The following is a 17,571-nucleotide window of genomic DNA, read 5'->3' as shown; positions in this document are numbered from 1 at the left end:
GAGCTTGGCTCTGCCAAAGAGCGCGTTAATTTCCGTCGGGGTGGTTTGGTGAGGGAGAGCGGTAGGTTTGCTTTGCATCAACCCTTATTGCATCAACCCCTTCCACCAATACCACCCTCTTTCCACTTCGGAGTTCGGGTTAAAAGTGGGTGAGATTCAGTTTGAACTCAGCGGGTGATTCCGTGCGATGGTGCGGGCTTTCAGCCCTCAGCGTGTGTGTGGTGACGAAACCTGGGGTTGTCACCCCAGGCTGGGAGGGTGCTGGGCCTGTGGCCCGCGGGTGCCAACCCCAATGATGAATCCGGTTGGAATCTGGGATTAAGGTTCCGGGCTGAATTTGGTATTAGGTCGGAAGCTCGTGCTGCTGGAGCACCAAGGGTGCGTGCTATCCCAGCCTGGGGTGACAACCCCAGGTGTAACGATCCCCCTCCCATCAAGGGCTGAAAGCCCGGCATAAGGCCGCCGAGTCCGTTGGGACTTCACCACCTTTCTCACCCACTTCTAATCACACCCGGGGCTCCCCCAGTGTTTGATTTCGGATTGTCCCGGGCCGGAGGAAAGCTAAGATCTCAGCATGAGTGAGTTCACGCGCATTCTCAACGCTGCTCAACAGGGTGATCCCAAGGCCGCCAAAGAGTTGCTTCCCCCGGTCTATGAGGAATTACGCCGGTTGGCCGGTCAAAAGATGGCCCATGAAGCCGCCAACACCCTCCAACCCACCGCGCTCGTCCACGAGGTTTGGCTGCGTCTGACGGCCAAAGAGACCCCCTACGAGTTCCAGAACCGCGCCCACTTTTTCGCCGCGGCCGCCGAGGCGATGCGCCGGATCCTGATTGAGAACGCACGCCGCAAGGCCAGACAAAAGCGCGGAGGCCAATGGGAAAAGGTGGATCTAGATGATGTCCACATCGCCATGGAAACCGATCCATTACGACCCATACCCTAACTGGACAGGATTTTAGACTCGACGAAACAAGCTCTCGACTCACACTCAACTTGAAGAACGGAAAAGTCGGCAAAACAGGAGCTATTTTCGAGGAACCCATCTCCACGAACTCAAAAAAATAACCATCGAAAACTATGTCCGTACCACGAACTTTCTTCCTAAGCTTGGGTCTCGCGACCTTGCTAGAGCTCAGTCTTCTCCTCAGCCTGCCAGCCGCGGAACCCGGGCACGCCGCCTCGGCGGCAACGCTGGTCAGCGCAACGGCTCAGGATACGACAGGCTTACCCGCAGCTGGCATGCTGGACCCCGATTTCGTGCCGGACATAGGTCTTGGCGACGAAGGCATACCTTTCGATAACGCCCTGAGACGAGGAATTCTGATCCAACCGGATGATAAGATTCTGATCGGTGGCTACGGCCTCACGCGATTGCATCCCGATGGCAAACGGGATACGAACTTCATATCAGGGATCCCGAAGTCGAACGAGTTCGTGACCGAGTTTTTCTTCGTTACCGACATCACTCTCGATACTCAGGGTCGCATCCTGGTCTGCGGAACTTTCCCTTCGGTTCACGACATCGCGAGACAGGGCATCGCACGTCTCCATCCGGACGGCCAACTCGATGAGTCCTTCGACCCAGGCAAACTCATCGAGGGAGGAATCGTAAAGACACTGGCCGTCCAAACCAACGGCCAGATCCTGATCGCCGGAACTTTCACCTCGGTCGGCGGTCTTTCGCGACGTGGCATCGCTCGACTCAATGAGGAGGGCACCCATGATACCAGCTTTGATCCCCTGGCAGGAGCCACACCCACTTTTATCAACTCGATACTGATTCAAGAGGATGGCGCTCTGCTTGTCTCGGGCCCGTTTACCGCGCTCAACGCCCTGATCCGACTGAAGGCGGATGGAACCCCGGACTCAAGCTTTTCGATACCGGTATTCCTTAGCGTTGCATCGAGTCCACGCGGCTCGATGTATACCGCGCTCCAACGAGATGGACGAATCATCGCGGCAGGCGATTTTGTCAATGCCGGCGCCAGCTTACGCGGGGAAAAGCGACCAGGCCTCGCAAGGTTCTATGCGAGTGATGAGCCCTTCTTCCCGCCGTCATTCGTCAGCGACTCCATGCGGCGTCTCCCCGAAGGTCAATCTTCGTTCCGGATCTCCGGAGCCCCGCGCTTCCGCATCGTCACCGAAGCGGCGAGTCGACTGGATCCGCCCGATTGGACTCCCATTCGGACAAACATCATGGGAAAGACGGCGTTGACCCTCTTCGATAATGCGGCCTCGCTCTATCCGAATCGCTTTTATCGGCTAGTGTCGCCCTAACCGGCTTCGGTGGGAACCAGTTTGAACCGCGGATGACTCGGATTTCACGGATGAGATGAAGAACCGAGCTCCTGGAAGGAGGAATTCTTACCACCTGGTCTGTGGGATAGGATCGCACCCCGGCAGTCTTCCTCCTCTGAATCCGTGTCATCCGAGAAATCTGTGGTTAAAGAACCTCGCTGCACGCCCAAGCGCACCTCACCGTGAAGCCCGCTTGGATTCAGTCTTCCAATACTGAGGAAGGCCCTTTTTGGTATCCACCAGGATTTCAAAAATGGCGCGCTTCTTTTCGGAAGAAAGGACCGCGAATTCCGGACTCGAATCACGTTCGGTCAGCACTTCCCAAAGCCGACGATACAATCGCTCCTTCAGTTTCTCAGGCAACTCATCGAAGGCAGGCGAATAAATCAGATAGCTGCAGGGATACTTGAACAACCGGGTCTGCAGATCAAACTCCCGCAACGAACGCCCTTGGCGATCTTTGATCCCTTGGGCGGAGAAAGTTTGCGCGAACTCGCTCGACCCGCGCACCTGGGCCGTGAGCGGCGCTTCTTCTGTGAAGAGCAGATATCTCAGGAAGCCTTCTGACGCAGTTTTGAGATAGTTCACATGACCATACATCTGAAGCGCAATGGTCGCTTCATATTGGAGCCGGGTCAGGAAATTGTGCATGTGCGACTGATGCTCCATTACCATCAACGCAACAATGTCGCTGTGCGGAGTCGGATAACTCTTGAGCTCGAAGAACCGGCTTAAGTCAGTCACATTCCCGAGATAGTTGGGCTCCTTGCGCTGCCGTTCGAACGCTTCTTTTCCAATCAGATTGCCCCGGTGCAGCTGAGGTCCGTGCGAGCCGGTAACGTACCATCCGCCCCATCGATCTTGAAACGGAGTGCGATGATTGACCAAGGAGGTTCCGCTGGTGAGATCGACCACCCCCGATTCATCCGTCTCGAACGAGCGCACCAGATGTCCCGGTACCCCCATGGTCTTGCCACTCGCATGGCATTCGACGCAGGCATCGGTGCGAACAAACTTGGGCTTCACCTTGGGATTCTGTTCCAAGGTGTAAAAGACACCACCCAGCTTGGGATCGACCGAAGTAAATTCCAACAAGGGCGAGCCGAGCACGTAACCGACATAGGCGTCATCACTGTAAAACACGGCCCGGGGAGCATGGGGAGAAATGCGCTCCCTTTGGAAGGATGTCTTCGAGAACACGAGCATCTGCGACTGAGTCGACACTCCCAACTCCCGCAGCACCGCGAGCAGATACCCAAACTGCGGATGAAACTCCAAATTGACTTGGCCCGAGTCGATCCGCTCCTGGAGCCGCTGCACCGGTCCACGAGCCTCGGTTTTGTTGTAGCGAATGGTGTCCTCCTCGAAGGGCATCATGTGGGTGGCACCCTGATAGTCATCCGCTTGCAGGACCAAACCGCTCCCGCACAACGCGAGCAACAACCACGCGTGGAGGAAGGTTGGGGCCGGCCGACCGAACTCAAAGGCTCGCTTTTCTTTCATGACACCAGAGACGATAGCAGGGATATCCATCGGGCGTTTCATCACCAACCCAACTTATCACAATCCCAGCTACTATCTTTGACGTAAGTCAAAGCGACGCCACACAAAAATTGTTAAGGCCTAGCCGAGGCTTGAACCTGGAACCGCAGGACAGAGTTCTATCTGCGAAAGACACTTGGGCCGGGCACCAGGGATTAAATGTCGCCTGGGGGGATCGAACCGAATCCCGACTCGTCTGGTGTCCAGCCGTCCCCATCGCTGATGGAACCGAACGGAGGCTATCGAAATGAGGAAGGGAAGCGGAGACCTGAGGGAGCAACTCCGCGAACCCGGCGTGAGAGGCGTCAATGCAGGCATAACCTTAAGCTTAGGCGGCGGCCGAGGTTGCGGCGTTGATCAAGCGTTCGATCCGCTCCCGCGCTTCAAAGAAGATCGGGCTTTCTTCGGTTGTCCAGAAAAGCTCGCTCAGACGCGCCTGCTCGAGGCGAGGCGAGACATCGATCAGGGAGGGCCGGACCGGGTTCGCTTCGTTCAACTTAGGAGACGTCCAACGACCTTTGGGATAAGGATTTGCATTCATAGGAACCTTGTTCTTTTAGATGGCTTATCAAGTGTTTCATTCGTGATGGGATGCTCTGGTGAGTCGCTCGACTCGAGCATCCATTACCTAACACTACGGTTCCCACTCCTCTAATCTTTCAACCGGAAGCGCAAAAAAAGTCCCGCGCCGATGCAAACCACGACTAAACCGAGGGCAGCCACCGCCGCCCGCGACCGCTGAGCCAACACTGCCCCCGATTCTGAGCGCTGAGTTGCGCGGTCGACCACCGAAGCCACGCCGCCGGATACTGCAGCCGAAGGTTGGCCGGCGGCAGAGCCGAAGGAAAGCCCGTCCTGAGCACCTACTATCTGGGCGGGCGATTCGTCCTCGAGTGTGACCTCCTGATACCCCTGAGATGGACTCTGGCCGGTGCCTCGCTTGTTTAGAATACGACTGGCCTCAATCCGGACCAGTGGATTTTCCGGATCGAAGCCCAGGCTCTGCGCCAATTGGGATTGCAGGTCGGACCTCCATCGCAGCGGCAAACGAACGCCCTGGGTCCACGAGATGTCGATGCCACACTCGCAATCAGCCCCAATGATGGAGAGTACTTTCAGGAGGTTGGCGGACGAGATTTCCTCACCTCGCAGCGCATTTCCGATCCATCGGCCCTTGCCGTAAAAAACCGCAGCTATCGGGAGGTCCGACGGCAGTGAATCCAGCCCCAGACTCCAGAGCAGAATCTTCTCCGTGGTGAGACCCGATGCGGGCAACTCCAGCAGAACGGGCGGTTCGGCGATGGCTTTCGGCAGCGACTTCATCTGCCCCTGGATTTGGGCGATGGCCTCCAGAATCGTCTCGCGCGCCCGCCGATTCGCCTCGGGGCGGGTCCCCTCCACCAACAGAACTGCCGCGAAGGTCTGGCTGACGCTCCGTACGATCTCCTCGCGCTTGGGTGACGACCACAGTCCCTTGAGCAACTCTGCCCAAGCTGCCGAGAACCGAGAATCGAAGGGCGGGAAAGGGACGTGAAGAACCTGTCCACTGGGAGAGACCAACGCCCCGACGCTCACGCCCGGGACGGACGAAACCGGGCGATACTTGAGACCAGGATGATCGGGTTCCGAGGCCACCTCGACGGCCACGAACCGAAGGTTCGTTTCAACCTCCAATTCTGCCCCCTGCTCCTTCATCGTTCGGATCGCTTCAGGCGGCATGGAGGCATCGAGGTAAGCATACAAGGTGTATCCCTCCCCCCCGACCTCGACGAACCCGATGTCGCGGACATTGTAGCGGCACGCGGAAGCTTCAAGGCCACCCCAGCAGAGCGCGAGCCCTATCCAGAGTAGCAACCATCGCGAGGTGGAGAAGAAGCGGTTCATCGTTGGAGCCTTCCTATCTACACAAACAGGATAAAGGTCGAAGCTCAAGGAGAAGTGCTGGCTCGGGTCGGGGAGAGGTGTGATTAGAAGTGGGTAAGACGGGGGTCGAATTCAGTGGGTCATTCCCTGTGATGGTACGGGCTTTCAGCCCTAGGCGCGTCTGGGGAGACGAAACCTGGGGTTGTCACCCCAGGCTGGGATGGTGCTGGGCCTGTGGCCCGCGGGCTTGAGCCCCGGTGATGATTCCCATAGGAATGTGGGGGTAGGCTTCTGTGCTGCAATTGGTATTGGGTCGGAAGCTCGTCGCGCTTGAGCACCAACGGTGCGTCCTATCCCAGCCTGGGGTGATAACCCCAGGTAAACATCCCCCCTTCCCATCAAGGGCTGAAAGCCCGGCATAAGTCCGCCGAGTCCATCGCGACTTCACCACCCCCCTGCCCAACGCCCAATCTTGACGTTTGGAGGGAAGGCCCGTATTAGGTTCGAGCTTATTTATGCCGACTTACGAATACGTCTGTGACAAATGCGGTCATGCGTTTGAATTCTTTCACTCGATGACCGCGAAGCCGCTCACGACTTGTCCGAAAGAACTCTGTCCCAAGAAAACCTGGGGCAAGGGCAAGGTGTCCAAGCAGTTGAGTGCGGGGGCGGGCCTTATCTTTAAGGGAACGGGCTTCTACATTACCGATTACCGCAGCCAGAACTACAAAGATGGCGCGAAGAAGGATTCAACCGCTTCCTCCAGCAGCTCGAGTTCGACCTCCAGCAGCAGCTCCGACAAACCCGCTAGCTCGGCCGCTTCCAGCAGCAGCAGCAGCACCCCGACGCCGGCGGCTCCCGCTCCGGCTGCGACTAAGCCCAAGTCGGAGAAGAAGAAGTAAGTCCGGGCCTACAGCCAGAGATCAGCCGCCCGGGTTTCCGGGCACCTGAGACTGCTCAAGAATGGCATCAATCGTCTGGATGGCATTGCCTTCCAATCGATTATTGACGTAAAGATAGGATCTCTTGGGCTTACCCTCCTTCACCGTCCGCTGAATCAGCCCGGCGGCAGCCAGCCGGGCCTCCGGGTAGGCCTCTTTAAGCTCGGCATAGGGGCTGAAGCGGGCAACCGCATCGGCGTAGGCCCGACCTGGCTTCAACAGCAGTCGCGCCGCTGCAACCTCTGGATAAGCGAACGCACTGGCGATTGCCATCTGTTCGGCGAGGGGAGGCATGGCTTCCCAGCTATTGAAAACCGGGGCCACCCCCCGCTGGGCCAACATCTGAAAATACTCGGGCTGTAAGAAGGTCGCGTTGCGGATCTCGACTCCGTAATCCCATCCAGCAGGCAGCCGCTTCAAGAATTCATCCAACGCGTCCACAAAATCGCGGCCGCGCAGAAAGTCCGAAGCGTGAAAGCGAGTGAACTCAAACATCAGCACCCCCACCCGATCCCGAAATTCTGCGCAGGGCCCCAAGAAAAGCTCCTCAAACTTGGCCGCGTTCAGAAAGTCAGGATTCGGTTTCCCCGCCCGGTGCCCAAAGCGTGGGAGGTTGGGAAACCGTTTCAGGGTGATGTCGTCGGTCACTTTGAAAGAAAACCGAAAATCAGGGGGAACGCTGTCCATCCAGCCCGTTAGCTGATCACGCGTGGGAAAGGCATAGTAGGCCGCATCCACCCCCACGCTCTTGAAGACCTCAGCATATTCGCTCAGGCACATCCGCTGAAACCGGGCATCGGAAAACCGCCCTCGATAGACATATCGCGCCTCCTCATACAGCTGCCCAATCCAGCCAGCGTATTTCCAGGAGGAGGTGCCCAGATACACCCCCCGTTGGGCTAACCAGGCCAACTTGGGTCGGATCCGCTCGACCACTTGGGCGCGGCCGGAGTTGCCGTTGTCGAATGGCAGTTTGAGGGTCATCTCGAGTAAGCCCGATCAACGGCCGTGGCCGGACGGACGAGGAGCCAGGATGGACTGGAGTGACCCACTAGGCAATCTCCGGAAGGGGGAGGCTAGGAGGTGGGATCAGAACCGGGCGAGATTCAGGTTATATTCAGCCGGTAACTCCCTGAAATGGTACGGGCTTTCAGCCCTTAGCGTTTGTGGGGTGACGAGACCTGGGGTTGTCACCCGAGGCTGGGATGGTGCTGGGCCTGTGGCCCGCGTACACCGACACTACTGCTCAACTCCATTCGAATCGGGGCTGAATGGCCTAGGCTAGGTTTGGTATTGGGTCGTGGGCTCGTAGGGCTTAAGCACCAACGGTGCGTGCTATCCCAGCCTGGTGTGACAACCCCAGGTAAACATCCTTTTCCCCATCCAGGGCTGAAAGCCCGGTATAAGCCCGCGTGCCTGTCGCGATTTCCCCACCTTTCTCACCCAATTGTAATCACACCCGTAGCCAAGCTCATCTCCGCTGCACATCGGATCTTTGCCCAAACGAAGCTAGATTCACCCCCCATTTGATATTCCTAAGAAACTAGCTTAGGGTGCCATCAGGTTTTGGTTTACCGACCTGGAATCAGGTCGATAACCCATCAGGATCGGCCAGAGGGGTCCTCTTGGGCGGACGCCCTGCGGATGGCCGGTCTGGGAAGAGTAGCCAGTTCTGCTCGTTGATTGGGAACCAGGCGCCTATGAAGGTGATCACGCCGAACTGCCGGGTGCAGTTCACTGCGGAAGATGTCGAGTTCATTACGAAGGTATTGGACCGGGACGGAAATCGAGACAGCGAGCGGGCCAGCTGCCTGACCGAGCTTCTGGCCGACGAAGCATCGCGGGATGTGCTCTTGGACAACGAAGCCCTGCTGCAAGCCCTGATGGATTTACGGGGCTGTCTCCGGATCTCCTCCCATTGTTACTTTTACATCCTGGTCAGGCATGCCCTCCGACGGGCAGGGATCCAGGAACGGGAGGTCGCGGACTATATAGCAGAGGTGCTGAGCGAGTTCTCACGCGCGGATCGCCTCCACATCAAATCATCCCCCACGGGCCAGCCCATGGAATACTTCTTTGAGATGCTGGCGGCGTTGAAGGAGGCCGATGACCTCAGCCAATTCTTGATTCGGGCCCATATGGGCAACCAATCACTCTTTATGACCGGGGTGTTCCCGAGCCGAATTCGCAGCCGGTGCGAATCGCGGGGATTCCCCGGCCTCGATTATTACGAATCTCTAGGACAATCCAGCTTTCGTGAGGCCAGTCACCATCGACTGGCCGAGCGTTATCACCTCGCTGAGGTGTTCGACAACCTGGGAGCCCACTTCCATCAAGCTCGGCAGGCCCTCAACGACCTGGCTGACCGGGTTTTCTCCGTCGGAGAGGATTATCGGTCCATCGATGCCCTGCTCCGACGGTTCGGGACGTTGTGAAACCCGCTTGCAGGGGCTGAGACCGGCGGTCTAGCATCCGGCACCAATGAAAGTCCTGGTGCTCAACGGACCGAATCTCAACCTCCTGGGCTTGCGCGAGCCGGGTGTCTACGGACGAACCACACTCGCGCAGATCGAAGCGTTGATGTCGGATCGAGCCAAGGCCCTGAACGTCGAGATCGACTTCCGGCAGACTAACCACGAAGGACAACTCATCGATTGGATTCATGAATCGAGAGAAACCCACGCGGCCCTGGTGCTGAATGCCGGTGCCTACACCCACACCAGCGTCGCGCTCCGCGACGCCATCGCCGGAAGCGGACTCCCGACCGTCGAAGTCCATCTTTCCAACATCCACGCCCGCGAGGAATTCCGCCACCGCTCCCTGATCGCAGCCGTTTGCCGCGGTCAAATCGCCGGTTTCGGTCCTCACTCCTACGTTCTCGGCCTGGAAGCGGCCGTTAACATTATCGGAGCGAAAAACACGGCTTAACTCCGGGATCTTTCAAGGTAATTCAGGCAGATTCAGGGAACTATCCCCGTTGCTGGGCAGGATTTTTTACTGCTTGACGGTTGCAATCACGCTCCCTAACGTCCGCCCCAATCGCAGATCACTACCGGCAGGGTCGAGGATCGACACTGGCCTGGTTTACTTTGATGAATAGACTATCCAGCTTACCGACAAGAAGCTTACCGACAAAAGTCGCCGCCAACCGGGAGGGCCTATCGTGGACCTAAAGGATATCAAGGCGATCATCGAACTGATGAAGAAGAACTCGATCTCCGAGTTCGAACTGGAACGGCAGGACTTTAAGGTTAAGCTCAAGCGCGGTTTAGGCCAAAGCGCTGAAGATACGAGCTTCACCTACCTTCCTACCGGCGGAGGGGGCCATCAAGCCCTACCGTCCTCCGCTCCGGCTCCCGCCGCCTCCAGCGACGAGGCCGAGATTAAGTCCCCCATGATCGGCACCTTTTACCGCTCCCCGTCCCCGGAATCAGGTTCCTATGTGGAGGTCGGATCCGAGGTTAATCCTGACACCGTGGTCTGCATTATCGAGGCCATGAAGGTCATGAACGAGATCAAGGCTGAGGTCCGCGGAGTGATCACCCAGGTGATGCTCGACAACGCCAAGCCGGTGGAATTTAACCAACCGCTGTTCAAGATCCGGCCACTGTAAAGATTCGCGGGGAAGTGGGGTTCCTTATGACAAGGCTCCCCAGCCAGCCCCATCCGCTAACCGAGCCCGTTCCATGTTCGAGAAAATCCTGGTAGCCAACCGCGGGGAAATTGCCGTTCGGATCATCCGTGCCTGCAAAGAGTTAAACATTAAGACCGTCGCGGTCTACTCCGAGGCAGATGCCAACTCGATCCATGTGCAACTGGCCGACGAAGCCATCTGCATTGGCAAGAACCCCAGTTCCGAAAGCTACCTCCGGATCGATCGCATCATCAGCGCTGCGGAGATCGCGGACGTGGACGCCATTCACCCCGGATACGGCTTCCTTTCCGAAAACGCCCATTTCGCCGAGGTCTGCGAGAGCTGCAACATCCGCTTCATCGGGCCCAGCTCGCGCGCCATGAACGCGCTGGAAAACAAGGCCACCAGCCGGAATCTGGCCCGCAAGGCCGGGGTGCCCTGCCCTCCTGGATCGGAAGGTTTGGTCGAAAACGAGGCCGATGCCCTCACGATTGCGAAGAAAATTGGCTATCCGGTCATGATCAAGGCCATCGCCGGGGGCGGTGGACGGGGCATGCGAGTAGCCCACAACGATATTTCGCTGGTCAAAGGGTATCACACAGCCCGGACCGAGGCGGAAAAAGCCTTCGGCAACTCAGGGGTCTACATCGAGAAGTTCATCGAGAACCCTCACCATATCGAGTTTCAGATCCTGGGGGACAACCGCGGGAATATCATCCACCTCGGCGAGCGTGATTGCTCGATCCAGCGACGGAACCAGAAAGTCGTCGAGGAAACCCCGTCCCCGCTGATCGAAAACAAGTTCAAAGACCTGCGCAAGAAGATGGGCAAAGCGGCGGTTCGCATCGCCGAAGTTGCCCAGTATTCCAATGCCGGAACCGTGGAGTTCGTCGTGGACGAAAAGGGGAATTTCTACTTCCTCGAGGTCAACAAGCGAATCCAGGTGGAGCATCCGATCACCGAGGAAGTCACCGGCGTCGACCTGGTCAAACAGCAGATTATGATCGCCATGGGCGAGCCGCTGCGCTTGTCCCAGAGCGACATCGTCTTCAAGGGTCATGCCATCGAATGCCGCATCAATGCGGAGGATCCATTCGATGACTTCCGTCCATCCCCGGGCCGAATCGAGATGTATTACGCCCCCGGTGGACGCGGGGTTCGCGTCGATAGCCATGCTTATGCCGGCTACACCATCCCTCCCCACTACGACTCGATGATTGGGAAACTGATCACCTATGGACGGGACCGCCGCGACGCCATGGACAAGATGAGCCGAGCGCTCAGCGAATACATGATCACGGGTGTCAAAACCACGATCCCCTTCGAACAGGCGATCCTCCAGGACCCCAACTTCCGCCGAGGCGTGTATTCCACCAACTTCATCGAACAGCTGCTGGGCGGTGCTCGCCGCGAGTTGTTCGAGGATCGAGCCTAATAGCTCTATGGACTGCGGTGGCATGACACCGCTTTTCCTTCGCCCTAGTTTAGCCCCTCCAAGAGAGTCGTTTACAATGGGCACACCGGCAGCCACTCCGCCCTGCGCAGGAAAAGCGGAGACATGTCTCCGCAGTCCATAGCCAACGCCATCATGATCCCCCGCGTCTCGCTCTACACTTTCGTGGATGCCGCCTATCTGCACGGCCGCTCACCTCGGGCGGTCGCGCAAGCGCTGTGCGATGGGGGCTCCGACTTGATCCAACTTCGAGCTAAAGGCCTCCCCGAGTCCCAAGTCCGCGCAATGGCCGAGGAGATCCAACCGATCACCCGGGCCGCTGGGGTAGCATTGGTCATCAACGATTATCCCGATATCGCCGTCGATGTCGGGGCGGAGTATTGTCACCTTGGCCAAGAAGATTTTTTTGAGAGCGGCAAAGCCCAGATTCAAGAACTCGCCGCCAGCGCCAAAGGTGTCCGTTTCGGCCTCAGCACCCATGCCCCCGAACAGGCGAAACGCGCAATCGCTGCCGGACCCGACTATATCGCTATAGGACCGATTTATCGCACCGGAACGAAGCCTACAGCTCACCCTGTGACCTTAGAATACGTCCGTTGGGCCGGCATCCACGTAACTCTGCCGTGGTTTGCAATTGGCGGAATCACCCTCGAGAACCTTCCCGAAGTGGTTGAAGCTGGGGCCACCCGAATCTGTGTGGTCTCGGCCATCCTGAATGCCCCTGACATCACCCAAGCTTGTCAGATGTTCAAGAACCGCCTAGCTTCCGCCATCGGATCGCCCTGAACTGGGTGAGGCCGCGAACGGAAAGCACAGCGCGATTTTCAGCAACTCAGCTAACAACACATGAGCGTCTTGATAGTCGGTTCAACCGCCCTCGATTCCATCAAAACCCCCAAAGCGGAGAATCCCCGTCTACTCGGAGGGTCAGCCAGCCACGCGGCCGTGGCGGCAAGTTTCTTTTCCCCGGTCAAAATGGTAGGGGTGGTGGGGCATGATTTTCCCAAGAAGTACATCGCCCTATACCGAAAGCACGGAATCGATCTGGCCGGCCTCCAAATCGAAGAGGGCAAGACCTTTCATTGGTCGGGAGAGTATGAGGTCAACATGAACAACCGTCGCACCCTGGCCACCGAGCTAGGCGTGTTCGAAAAGTTCTCCCCCTCCCTCCCCGACACCCACAAATCCACCCCCTACCTTCTGTTGGCGAACATCGCCCCGGCCCTGCAGCACCATGTCCTGGACCAGATGTGGAAGCCGAAGTTCGTCATCGCCGACACGATGGATCTTTGGTTGAACATCGCCCTGGACGACCTGCTGAAGCTGCTCAAGCGCATCGACGCGCTCGTGCTGAACGACAGCGAAGCGCACCAGCTAACCTCGTCTGACAACACCATCGAGGCGGCCAAGCGCATTCACAAGCTGGGACCCAAACACGTCATCATCAAAAAAGGGGAGCACGGCTCCATCCTTTCCAATCGGGATGGTCTGTTCGTGTGCCCCGCCTATCCGTTGCGCAAGGTGGTGGATCCAACCGGCGCAGGCGACAGCTTCGTCGGTGCCCTGATGGGATACCTAGCCTCCAACCGAGGAGCCGCAGAAAAAAATCTTCGTCGAGCCATGATCCACGGCAGCGTCGTAGCATCGATCTGCTGCGAAGGTTTCGGCCTCACCCGAACCACTCGAGCCACCCGCAAAGAGATCAACAAGCGTGTGAAAGAGCTCGAGCAATTGACGCGGTTCTAAGCACGGCCGAACTGTTATGAGTGATGTCGCAAGTAGTCCCAGCGCAGTCAACCTAGCCTACGTGGAGGAGCTCTTCGAAGCCTATCAGCGCGATCCGAGCTCAGTCCCTCAAGAATGGCATCAATACTTTGCGACGCAGATCAACGGCGACGCTTGGCCGGATCGCCGCACCCTGGGCCCCAGCTTTCCCGTCCGCAGCGTCTTTAGTCCGCCCTCCGCCCGGTCGGCCGATGAAGAGACACCCATCGACCAGGTTAAGCTGGCCGACTTCCAGAACCGCGTGGAACAGCTGGTTCGAAACTATCGGGTCCGCGGCCACTACCTGGCCAAGGTGGACCCCCTGGGGCTCCCACGATTTTCCCCTCAGGAGCTGAGCAACGACTACTTTGGCTTCACTCCCGACGAAATGAATCGCCGGGTCCACATCCACACCTTCCAGCACTCCGGCCGTTTGACGCTGGGGGGGCTGATGGAGAAGCTCCGCAACACCTACACGCGCTCGATCGGGGTGGAGTACATGCACATCGACGACATCGAGCTCCGTCGCTGGCTCCAACGGCGGATGGAAGGCACCGAAAACCGCCTCCAGCTCACCCGCCCGGAACAGCTCCGCATCTTGACCCGGCTGACGGACGCCACGATCTTCGAAGAGTTCATCCGGAAGAAATTCGTGGGTGCCAAGAGCTTCTCGCTCGAGGGGTGCGAAAGCCTCATCCCCTTCCTCGACTTGGCGATCGAGAAATCCGCCGAGCAGGGCGTCAAAGAAATCATTTTCGGCATGGCCCACCGGGGACGTCTCAACGTTCTCGCGAACATCATGGGCAAGAGCGTCCGACAGATTTTCCGCGAGTTCGCCGACAAGGACCCTCAGCTCTATCGGGGCCGCGGGGATGTTAAGTATCACCTGGGTCACAGCAACGACTGGGTCACGTCTACCGGCAGGCGGGTGCATCTGTCGCTGTGTTTCAATCCAAGCCACCTGGAATACGTCAACCCGGTGGCGATGGGTCGGGTCCGAGCCAAACAGGACCGGGTGAACGACACGGAACGAAACGGCTCGATGGCCATTCTGATCCATGGGGACGCGGCTTTTGCGGGCGAAGGCGTGGTCCAGGAGTCGCTGAACCTCAGCGATCTTGCCGGGTATCGAGTCGGCGGAGTGCTCCACGTCATCGTCAACAACCAGATCGGATTCACCACCTCGCCTCGCGATGCCCGGTCGGGCTCCTACTGCACGGACATCGCCAAGATGCTTCAGTCGCCCATCTTTCATGTGAACGGCGAGGATCCTGAGGCCGTGGCCCAGGCGGTGCGCCTGGCGTTGGATTTCCGGACCACCTTCAAGCGGGATGTGTTCATTGACATGTACGGCTATCGCCGACTCGGACACAACGAGACCGACGAGCCCGCATTTACGCAACCGGTGATGTATCGCGCCATCGAGCAGCGAAAAACCGTGCGCGAGGGTTATCTCGAGCACTTGCTCAAGCTGGGTGGCGTCAGCCGCGAGGAAGCGGATCGCATCGTGGAGGAGCGAAAGCAGTTCCTAGAGAAGGAGCTGAGTGAATCCACCAGTGAGAACTATCAGTTTCCGAGCGAGAAGCAGCTTGGCATTTGGGCGCGCAGCAGTTTTATCGGCGGACGAGAGCAAGACGCGAAGGACGAGGAGACCGGGGTTCCGATCGAACGACTCACCAAGTTGCTCGAGGTGCAAACGCGCATACCTGAGGGGTTCAAGCCGCACCCCAAGATTGCGAAGCTGTTGGAGACCCGACGCGACATGAGCGCCGGCAAACAGCCTCTCGACTGGGCGGCGGCCGAAGCGCTTGCCTTCGCCACGCTCGCGGCCGACGGCTATTCCATCAGGTTAAGCGGCCAAGATTGCGGTCGCGGAACATTCAGCCATCGGCACGCGGTTTTGCATGATATCGAAGGCGACCGCGTCCATGTGCCACTGCAGCACCTCGGCGTCAGCCAGGCACCCGTGGAGATCTTCAACAGCCCGTTGAGTGAGATTTCGGTGCTCGGATTCGACTACGGCTACAGCCTGGAGTGCCCCGACGGCCTGGTCATGTGGGAGGCCCAGTTCGGAGACTTTGCGAACGCCGCTCAGGTGATCATCGACCAGTTTATTGTCAGCGCGGAAGACAAATGGCGACGGCTTTCTGGTCTGGTCATGCTGTTGCCGCATGGATTTGAGGGACAAGGTCCGGAGCACTCCAGCGCGCGGCTCGAACGTTTCTTGGCCCTGGCAGCCGAGGATAACATCCAGGTGGCGTACCCAAGCAGCCCGGCCCAATATTTCCACTTGCTCCGCCGTCAGGTGATCCGGACGTGGCGCAAGCCGCTCGTGGTGATGACCCCCAAGAGCCTGCTTCGAAACACGGAGGCCACCTCACCGCTGGCTGAACTGAGCCATGGGACCTTCCGCCGGATCATCCCCGACCGTAATCCTCCTACCAAGGCCACCCGACTCGTGTTTTGCACTGGCAAGGTCTTCTACGAACTCGAGAAGCAACGGCTGTCGCTCCGCCGCGATGATGTCGCGATCATCCGACTCGAACAGCTGTATCCGCTCAACCGAAGCGAGCTGGAATCCATTCTAGCGCCCTACGCCGACGGAACCCAGCTCTTCTGGGTCCAGGAGGAGCCGGAGAACATGGGCGCGTGGCGATACCTGCGCCAGATCTTTGGCGAACGTTTCCTTGGACGATTCCCCGTCCAAGTCGTGAGCCGCCCCGCCTCAGCCAGCCCGGCCACCGGCTCGTATAACAGCCATCGGCAAGAGCAGGCAGAACTGCTCACCCGGGCTTTCGCCTGATCCTATTTAAGTCACTTTCCCCTCATTACGCACTATGGCCACAGAACTGAAAGTCCCGGCGGTCGGAGAGTCGGTCACAGAAGTCCAGATCGGCGAATGGCTGAAGCCGGAAGGCAGCGCCGTCCGCAAAGACGAGAATCTGGTCAGCATCGAATCCGAGAAAGCCACCATTGAAATCCCGGCTCCAGCGGATGGTGTTCTCGAAAAGATCCTTCGCAAGAAGGGAGACATCGCCAAGGTCGGTGAGGTCATCGCACATCTCGGCACGGGCACCGGAGCCGTCGCTCCCGCCCCGGCCGCCCCGGCAGCCGCGGAAAAAGCGTCCACGCCTACACCTGCCGCGGCGGCACCCGCCAAGGGTTCGGATAAGATCATGCCGGCCGCCGCGCGTGTGCTGGCCGAAAACCGGGTAGACGCCTCCAAAGTGACCCCCACCGGTCCGGGCGGCCGCCTGCTGAAGGAAGATGTGCAAGCCCACCTGGTCGGGGCTGCGCCCGCTCCGACACCGGCCCCCGTCAAGTCGGCTCCAGCAGCAGCTGTCGCTTCTGGGCTCTCCACCGGGCGCGAGGAAGAGTCAGTCCCCATGAGCCCGCTGCGACGAACGGTCGCCAAACGCCTGGTCGAAGCCCAGAACACCATGGCGATGCTGACGACCTTCAACGAGGTGGACATGTCGGCCATCATGTCTCTGCGCAAAAGCTATCAAGAAGCCTTCCTGGCCAAGTACAACGTCAAGCTGGGGTTCATGTCCTTCTTCGTGAAGGCGGCCGTGGATGCGCTCCGGCTGGTGCCGCAGCTCAATGCCGAAATCCGCGGGACCAACGTCATCTACCGCAATTATCAAGATGTCGGGGTTGCCATCGGCGGAGGCAAGGGACTGGTGGTGCCAGTCCTGCGCGGGGCCGATCGTATGAGCTTCGCCGAGGTGGAAGTGGCCATCAATGAGTTCGCCAAACGCGCGAAGGACAACAAGATCAAGATGGAGGAATTGGAAGGGGGCACCTTCACCATTAGCAATGGCGGTGTTTATGGTTCCCTCCTTTCCACCCCGATCATCAATCCGCCCCAAAGCGGAATTCTGGGACTTCATTCCATCCAAGAACGTCCCATCGCCCTGGAGGGTCAGGTGGTGATCCGTCCCATGATGTATCTGGCGCTTAGCTATGATCATCGAATTGTCGACGGCCGGGAGGCAGTGACCTTCCTCAAGCGCATCAAGGAAGTGATCGAGAACCCGGCACGCATCCTTTTGGAGGTTTAGACCGCTGCC

Annotated in this window: 15 protein-coding genes; 11 read left to right on the top strand and 4 right to left on the bottom strand. The window is 58.5% G+C overall.

The features are described from left to right. The first annotated feature begins 574 nt into the window (after positions 1 to 574). Together JNN07_24390 and JNN07_24385 are read left to right on the top strand one after the other, a co-directional pair. Positions 575 to 946, top strand: a complete 372-nt coding sequence (locus tag JNN07_24390) for a hypothetical protein (protein ID MBL9170894.1) — start codon at positions 575 to 577, stop codon at positions 944 to 946. A 134-nt stretch (positions 947 to 1,080) separates the two neighbouring features. Continuing rightward, complete coding sequence (locus JNN07_24385) at positions 1,081 to 2,280, top strand: delta-60 repeat domain-containing protein (protein MBL9170893.1); 1,200 nt, start codon at positions 1,081 to 1,083, stop codon at positions 2,278 to 2,280. Positions 2,281 to 2,478: 198 nt separating this feature from the next. On the opposite strand, the gene JNN07_24380 is transcribed toward JNN07_24385, so the two are convergent. The 3 genes from JNN07_24380 to JNN07_24370 form a co-directional block, all read right to left on the bottom strand. Further along, entirely contained in the window at positions 2,479 to 3,804 is a 1,326-nt protein-coding gene (locus tag JNN07_24380) for a hypothetical protein (protein ID MBL9170892.1), read from the bottom strand. Between the two features lie 367 nt (positions 3,805 to 4,171). Beyond that, positions 4,172 to 4,384 carry a hypothetical protein gene (locus tag JNN07_24375; protein ID MBL9170891.1) on the bottom strand — a complete coding sequence of 71 codons (213 nt, stop codon included), beginning with the start codon at positions 4,382 to 4,384 and terminating at the stop codon, positions 4,172 to 4,174. A 110-nt stretch (positions 4,385 to 4,494) separates the two neighbouring features. Continuing rightward, entirely contained in the window at positions 4,495 to 5,727 is a 1,233-nt protein-coding gene (locus tag JNN07_24370; protein ID MBL9170890.1) for a hypothetical protein, read from the bottom strand. A 494-nt stretch (positions 5,728 to 6,221) separates the two neighbouring features. Between JNN07_24370 and JNN07_24365 the strand changes: the two genes are divergently transcribed. Then, on the top strand, positions 6,222 to 6,608 hold the full coding sequence (locus JNN07_24365; GenBank protein MBL9170889.1) for a zinc ribbon domain-containing protein: 387 nt from the start codon (positions 6,222 to 6,224) through the stop codon (positions 6,606 to 6,608). A 21-nt stretch (positions 6,609 to 6,629) separates the two neighbouring features. On the opposite strand, the gene JNN07_24360 is transcribed toward JNN07_24365, so the two are convergent. Further along, positions 6,630 to 7,631: a DUF72 domain-containing protein gene (locus tag JNN07_24360; protein MBL9170888.1), complete on the bottom strand. Its 1,002-nt coding sequence runs from the start codon at positions 7,629 to 7,631 to the stop codon at positions 6,630 to 6,632. A gap of 716 nt (positions 7,632 to 8,347) precedes the next feature. Here JNN07_24360 and JNN07_24355 point away from each other — a divergent pair. From JNN07_24355 to odhB, 8 genes are all read left to right on the top strand, one after another. Further along, positions 8,348 to 9,082, top strand: a complete 735-nt coding sequence (locus JNN07_24355) for a hypothetical protein (GenBank protein ID MBL9170887.1) — start codon at positions 8,348 to 8,350, stop codon at positions 9,080 to 9,082. Positions 9,083 to 9,128: 46 nt separating this feature from the next. Next, entirely contained in the window at positions 9,129 to 9,575 is a 447-nt protein-coding gene (aroQ, locus tag JNN07_24350) for a type II 3-dehydroquinate dehydratase (protein ID MBL9170886.1), read from the top strand. A 235-nt stretch (positions 9,576 to 9,810) separates the two neighbouring features. Further along, complete coding sequence (gene accB, locus JNN07_24345) at positions 9,811 to 10,260, top strand: acetyl-CoA carboxylase biotin carboxyl carrier protein (GenBank protein ID MBL9170885.1); 450 nt, start codon at positions 9,811 to 9,813, stop codon at positions 10,258 to 10,260. A 73-nt stretch (positions 10,261 to 10,333) separates the two neighbouring features. Further along, a complete protein-coding gene (accC, locus tag JNN07_24340) occupies positions 10,334 to 11,716 on the top strand; it encodes an acetyl-CoA carboxylase biotin carboxylase subunit (protein MBL9170884.1) in 1,383 nt (460 codons plus the stop codon). Between the two features lie 153 nt (positions 11,717 to 11,869). Continuing rightward, positions 11,870 to 12,520, top strand: a complete 651-nt coding sequence (thiE, locus tag JNN07_24335; GenBank protein MBL9170883.1) for a thiamine phosphate synthase — start codon at positions 11,870 to 11,872, stop codon at positions 12,518 to 12,520. Positions 12,521 to 12,580: 60 nt separating this feature from the next. Then, on the top strand, positions 12,581 to 13,480 hold the full coding sequence (locus JNN07_24330) for a bifunctional hydroxymethylpyrimidine kinase/phosphomethylpyrimidine kinase (protein MBL9170882.1): 900 nt from the start codon (positions 12,581 to 12,583) through the stop codon (positions 13,478 to 13,480). A 16-nt stretch (positions 13,481 to 13,496) separates the two neighbouring features. Beyond that, on the top strand, positions 13,497 to 16,301 hold the full coding sequence (locus JNN07_24325; GenBank protein MBL9170881.1) for a 2-oxoglutarate dehydrogenase E1 component: 2,805 nt from the start codon (positions 13,497 to 13,499) through the stop codon (positions 16,299 to 16,301). 34 nt (positions 16,302 to 16,335) lie between these two features. Next, positions 16,336 to 17,562, top strand: coding sequence for a 2-oxoglutarate dehydrogenase complex dihydrolipoyllysine-residue succinyltransferase (gene odhB, locus JNN07_24320; protein ID MBL9170880.1), 1,227 nt, complete (start codon positions 16,336 to 16,338; stop codon positions 17,560 to 17,562). The last annotated feature ends 9 nt before the right edge of the window (positions 17,563 to 17,571 follow it).

It is taken from the genome of Verrucomicrobiales bacterium, from assembly GCA_016793885.1.
In the GTDB taxonomy this organism is placed as follows: Bacteria; Verrucomicrobiota; Verrucomicrobiia; order Limisphaerales; family UBA11320; genus UBA11320.
Note: the sequence above shows the minus strand (reverse complement) of the source record. Positions and strands in the feature narration are given on the sequence as shown.

Excerpts from the sequence above, each read along its gene's own strand:
- JNN07_24390 (MBL9170894.1), top strand. The coding sequence starts at position 575 with ATGAGTGAGTTCACGCGCATTCTCAACGCTGCTCAACAGGGTGATCCC.
- JNN07_24385 (MBL9170893.1), top strand. The coding sequence starts at position 1,081 with ATGTCCGTACCACGAACTTTCTTCCTAAGCTTGGGTCTCGCGACCTTG.
- JNN07_24380 (MBL9170892.1), bottom strand. The coding sequence starts at position 3,804 with ATGAAAGAAAAGCGAGCCTTTGAGTTCGGTCGGCCGGCCCCAACCTTC.
- JNN07_24375 (MBL9170891.1), bottom strand. The coding sequence starts at position 4,384 with ATGAATGCAAATCCTTATCCCAAAGGTCGTTGGACGTCTCCTAAGTTG.
- JNN07_24370 (MBL9170890.1), bottom strand. The coding sequence starts at position 5,727 with ATGAACCGCTTCTTCTCCACCTCGCGATGGTTGCTACTCTGGATAGGG.
- JNN07_24365 (MBL9170889.1), top strand. The coding sequence starts at position 6,222 with ATGCCGACTTACGAATACGTCTGTGACAAATGCGGTCATGCGTTTGAA.
- JNN07_24360 (MBL9170888.1), bottom strand. The coding sequence starts at position 7,631 with ATGACCCTCAAACTGCCATTCGACAACGGCAACTCCGGCCGCGCCCAA.
- JNN07_24355 (MBL9170887.1), top strand. The coding sequence starts at position 8,348 with ATGAAGGTGATCACGCCGAACTGCCGGGTGCAGTTCACTGCGGAAGAT.
- aroQ (MBL9170886.1), top strand. The coding sequence starts at position 9,129 with ATGAAAGTCCTGGTGCTCAACGGACCGAATCTCAACCTCCTGGGCTTG.
- accC (MBL9170884.1), top strand. The coding sequence starts at position 10,334 with ATGTTCGAGAAAATCCTGGTAGCCAACCGCGGGGAAATTGCCGTTCGG.
- thiE (MBL9170883.1), top strand. The coding sequence starts at position 11,870 with ATGATCCCCCGCGTCTCGCTCTACACTTTCGTGGATGCCGCCTATCTG.
- JNN07_24330 (MBL9170882.1), top strand. The coding sequence starts at position 12,581 with ATGAGCGTCTTGATAGTCGGTTCAACCGCCCTCGATTCCATCAAAACC.
- JNN07_24325 (MBL9170881.1), top strand. The coding sequence starts at position 13,497 with ATGAGTGATGTCGCAAGTAGTCCCAGCGCAGTCAACCTAGCCTACGTG.
- odhB (MBL9170880.1), top strand. The coding sequence starts at position 16,336 with ATGGCCACAGAACTGAAAGTCCCGGCGGTCGGAGAGTCGGTCACAGAA.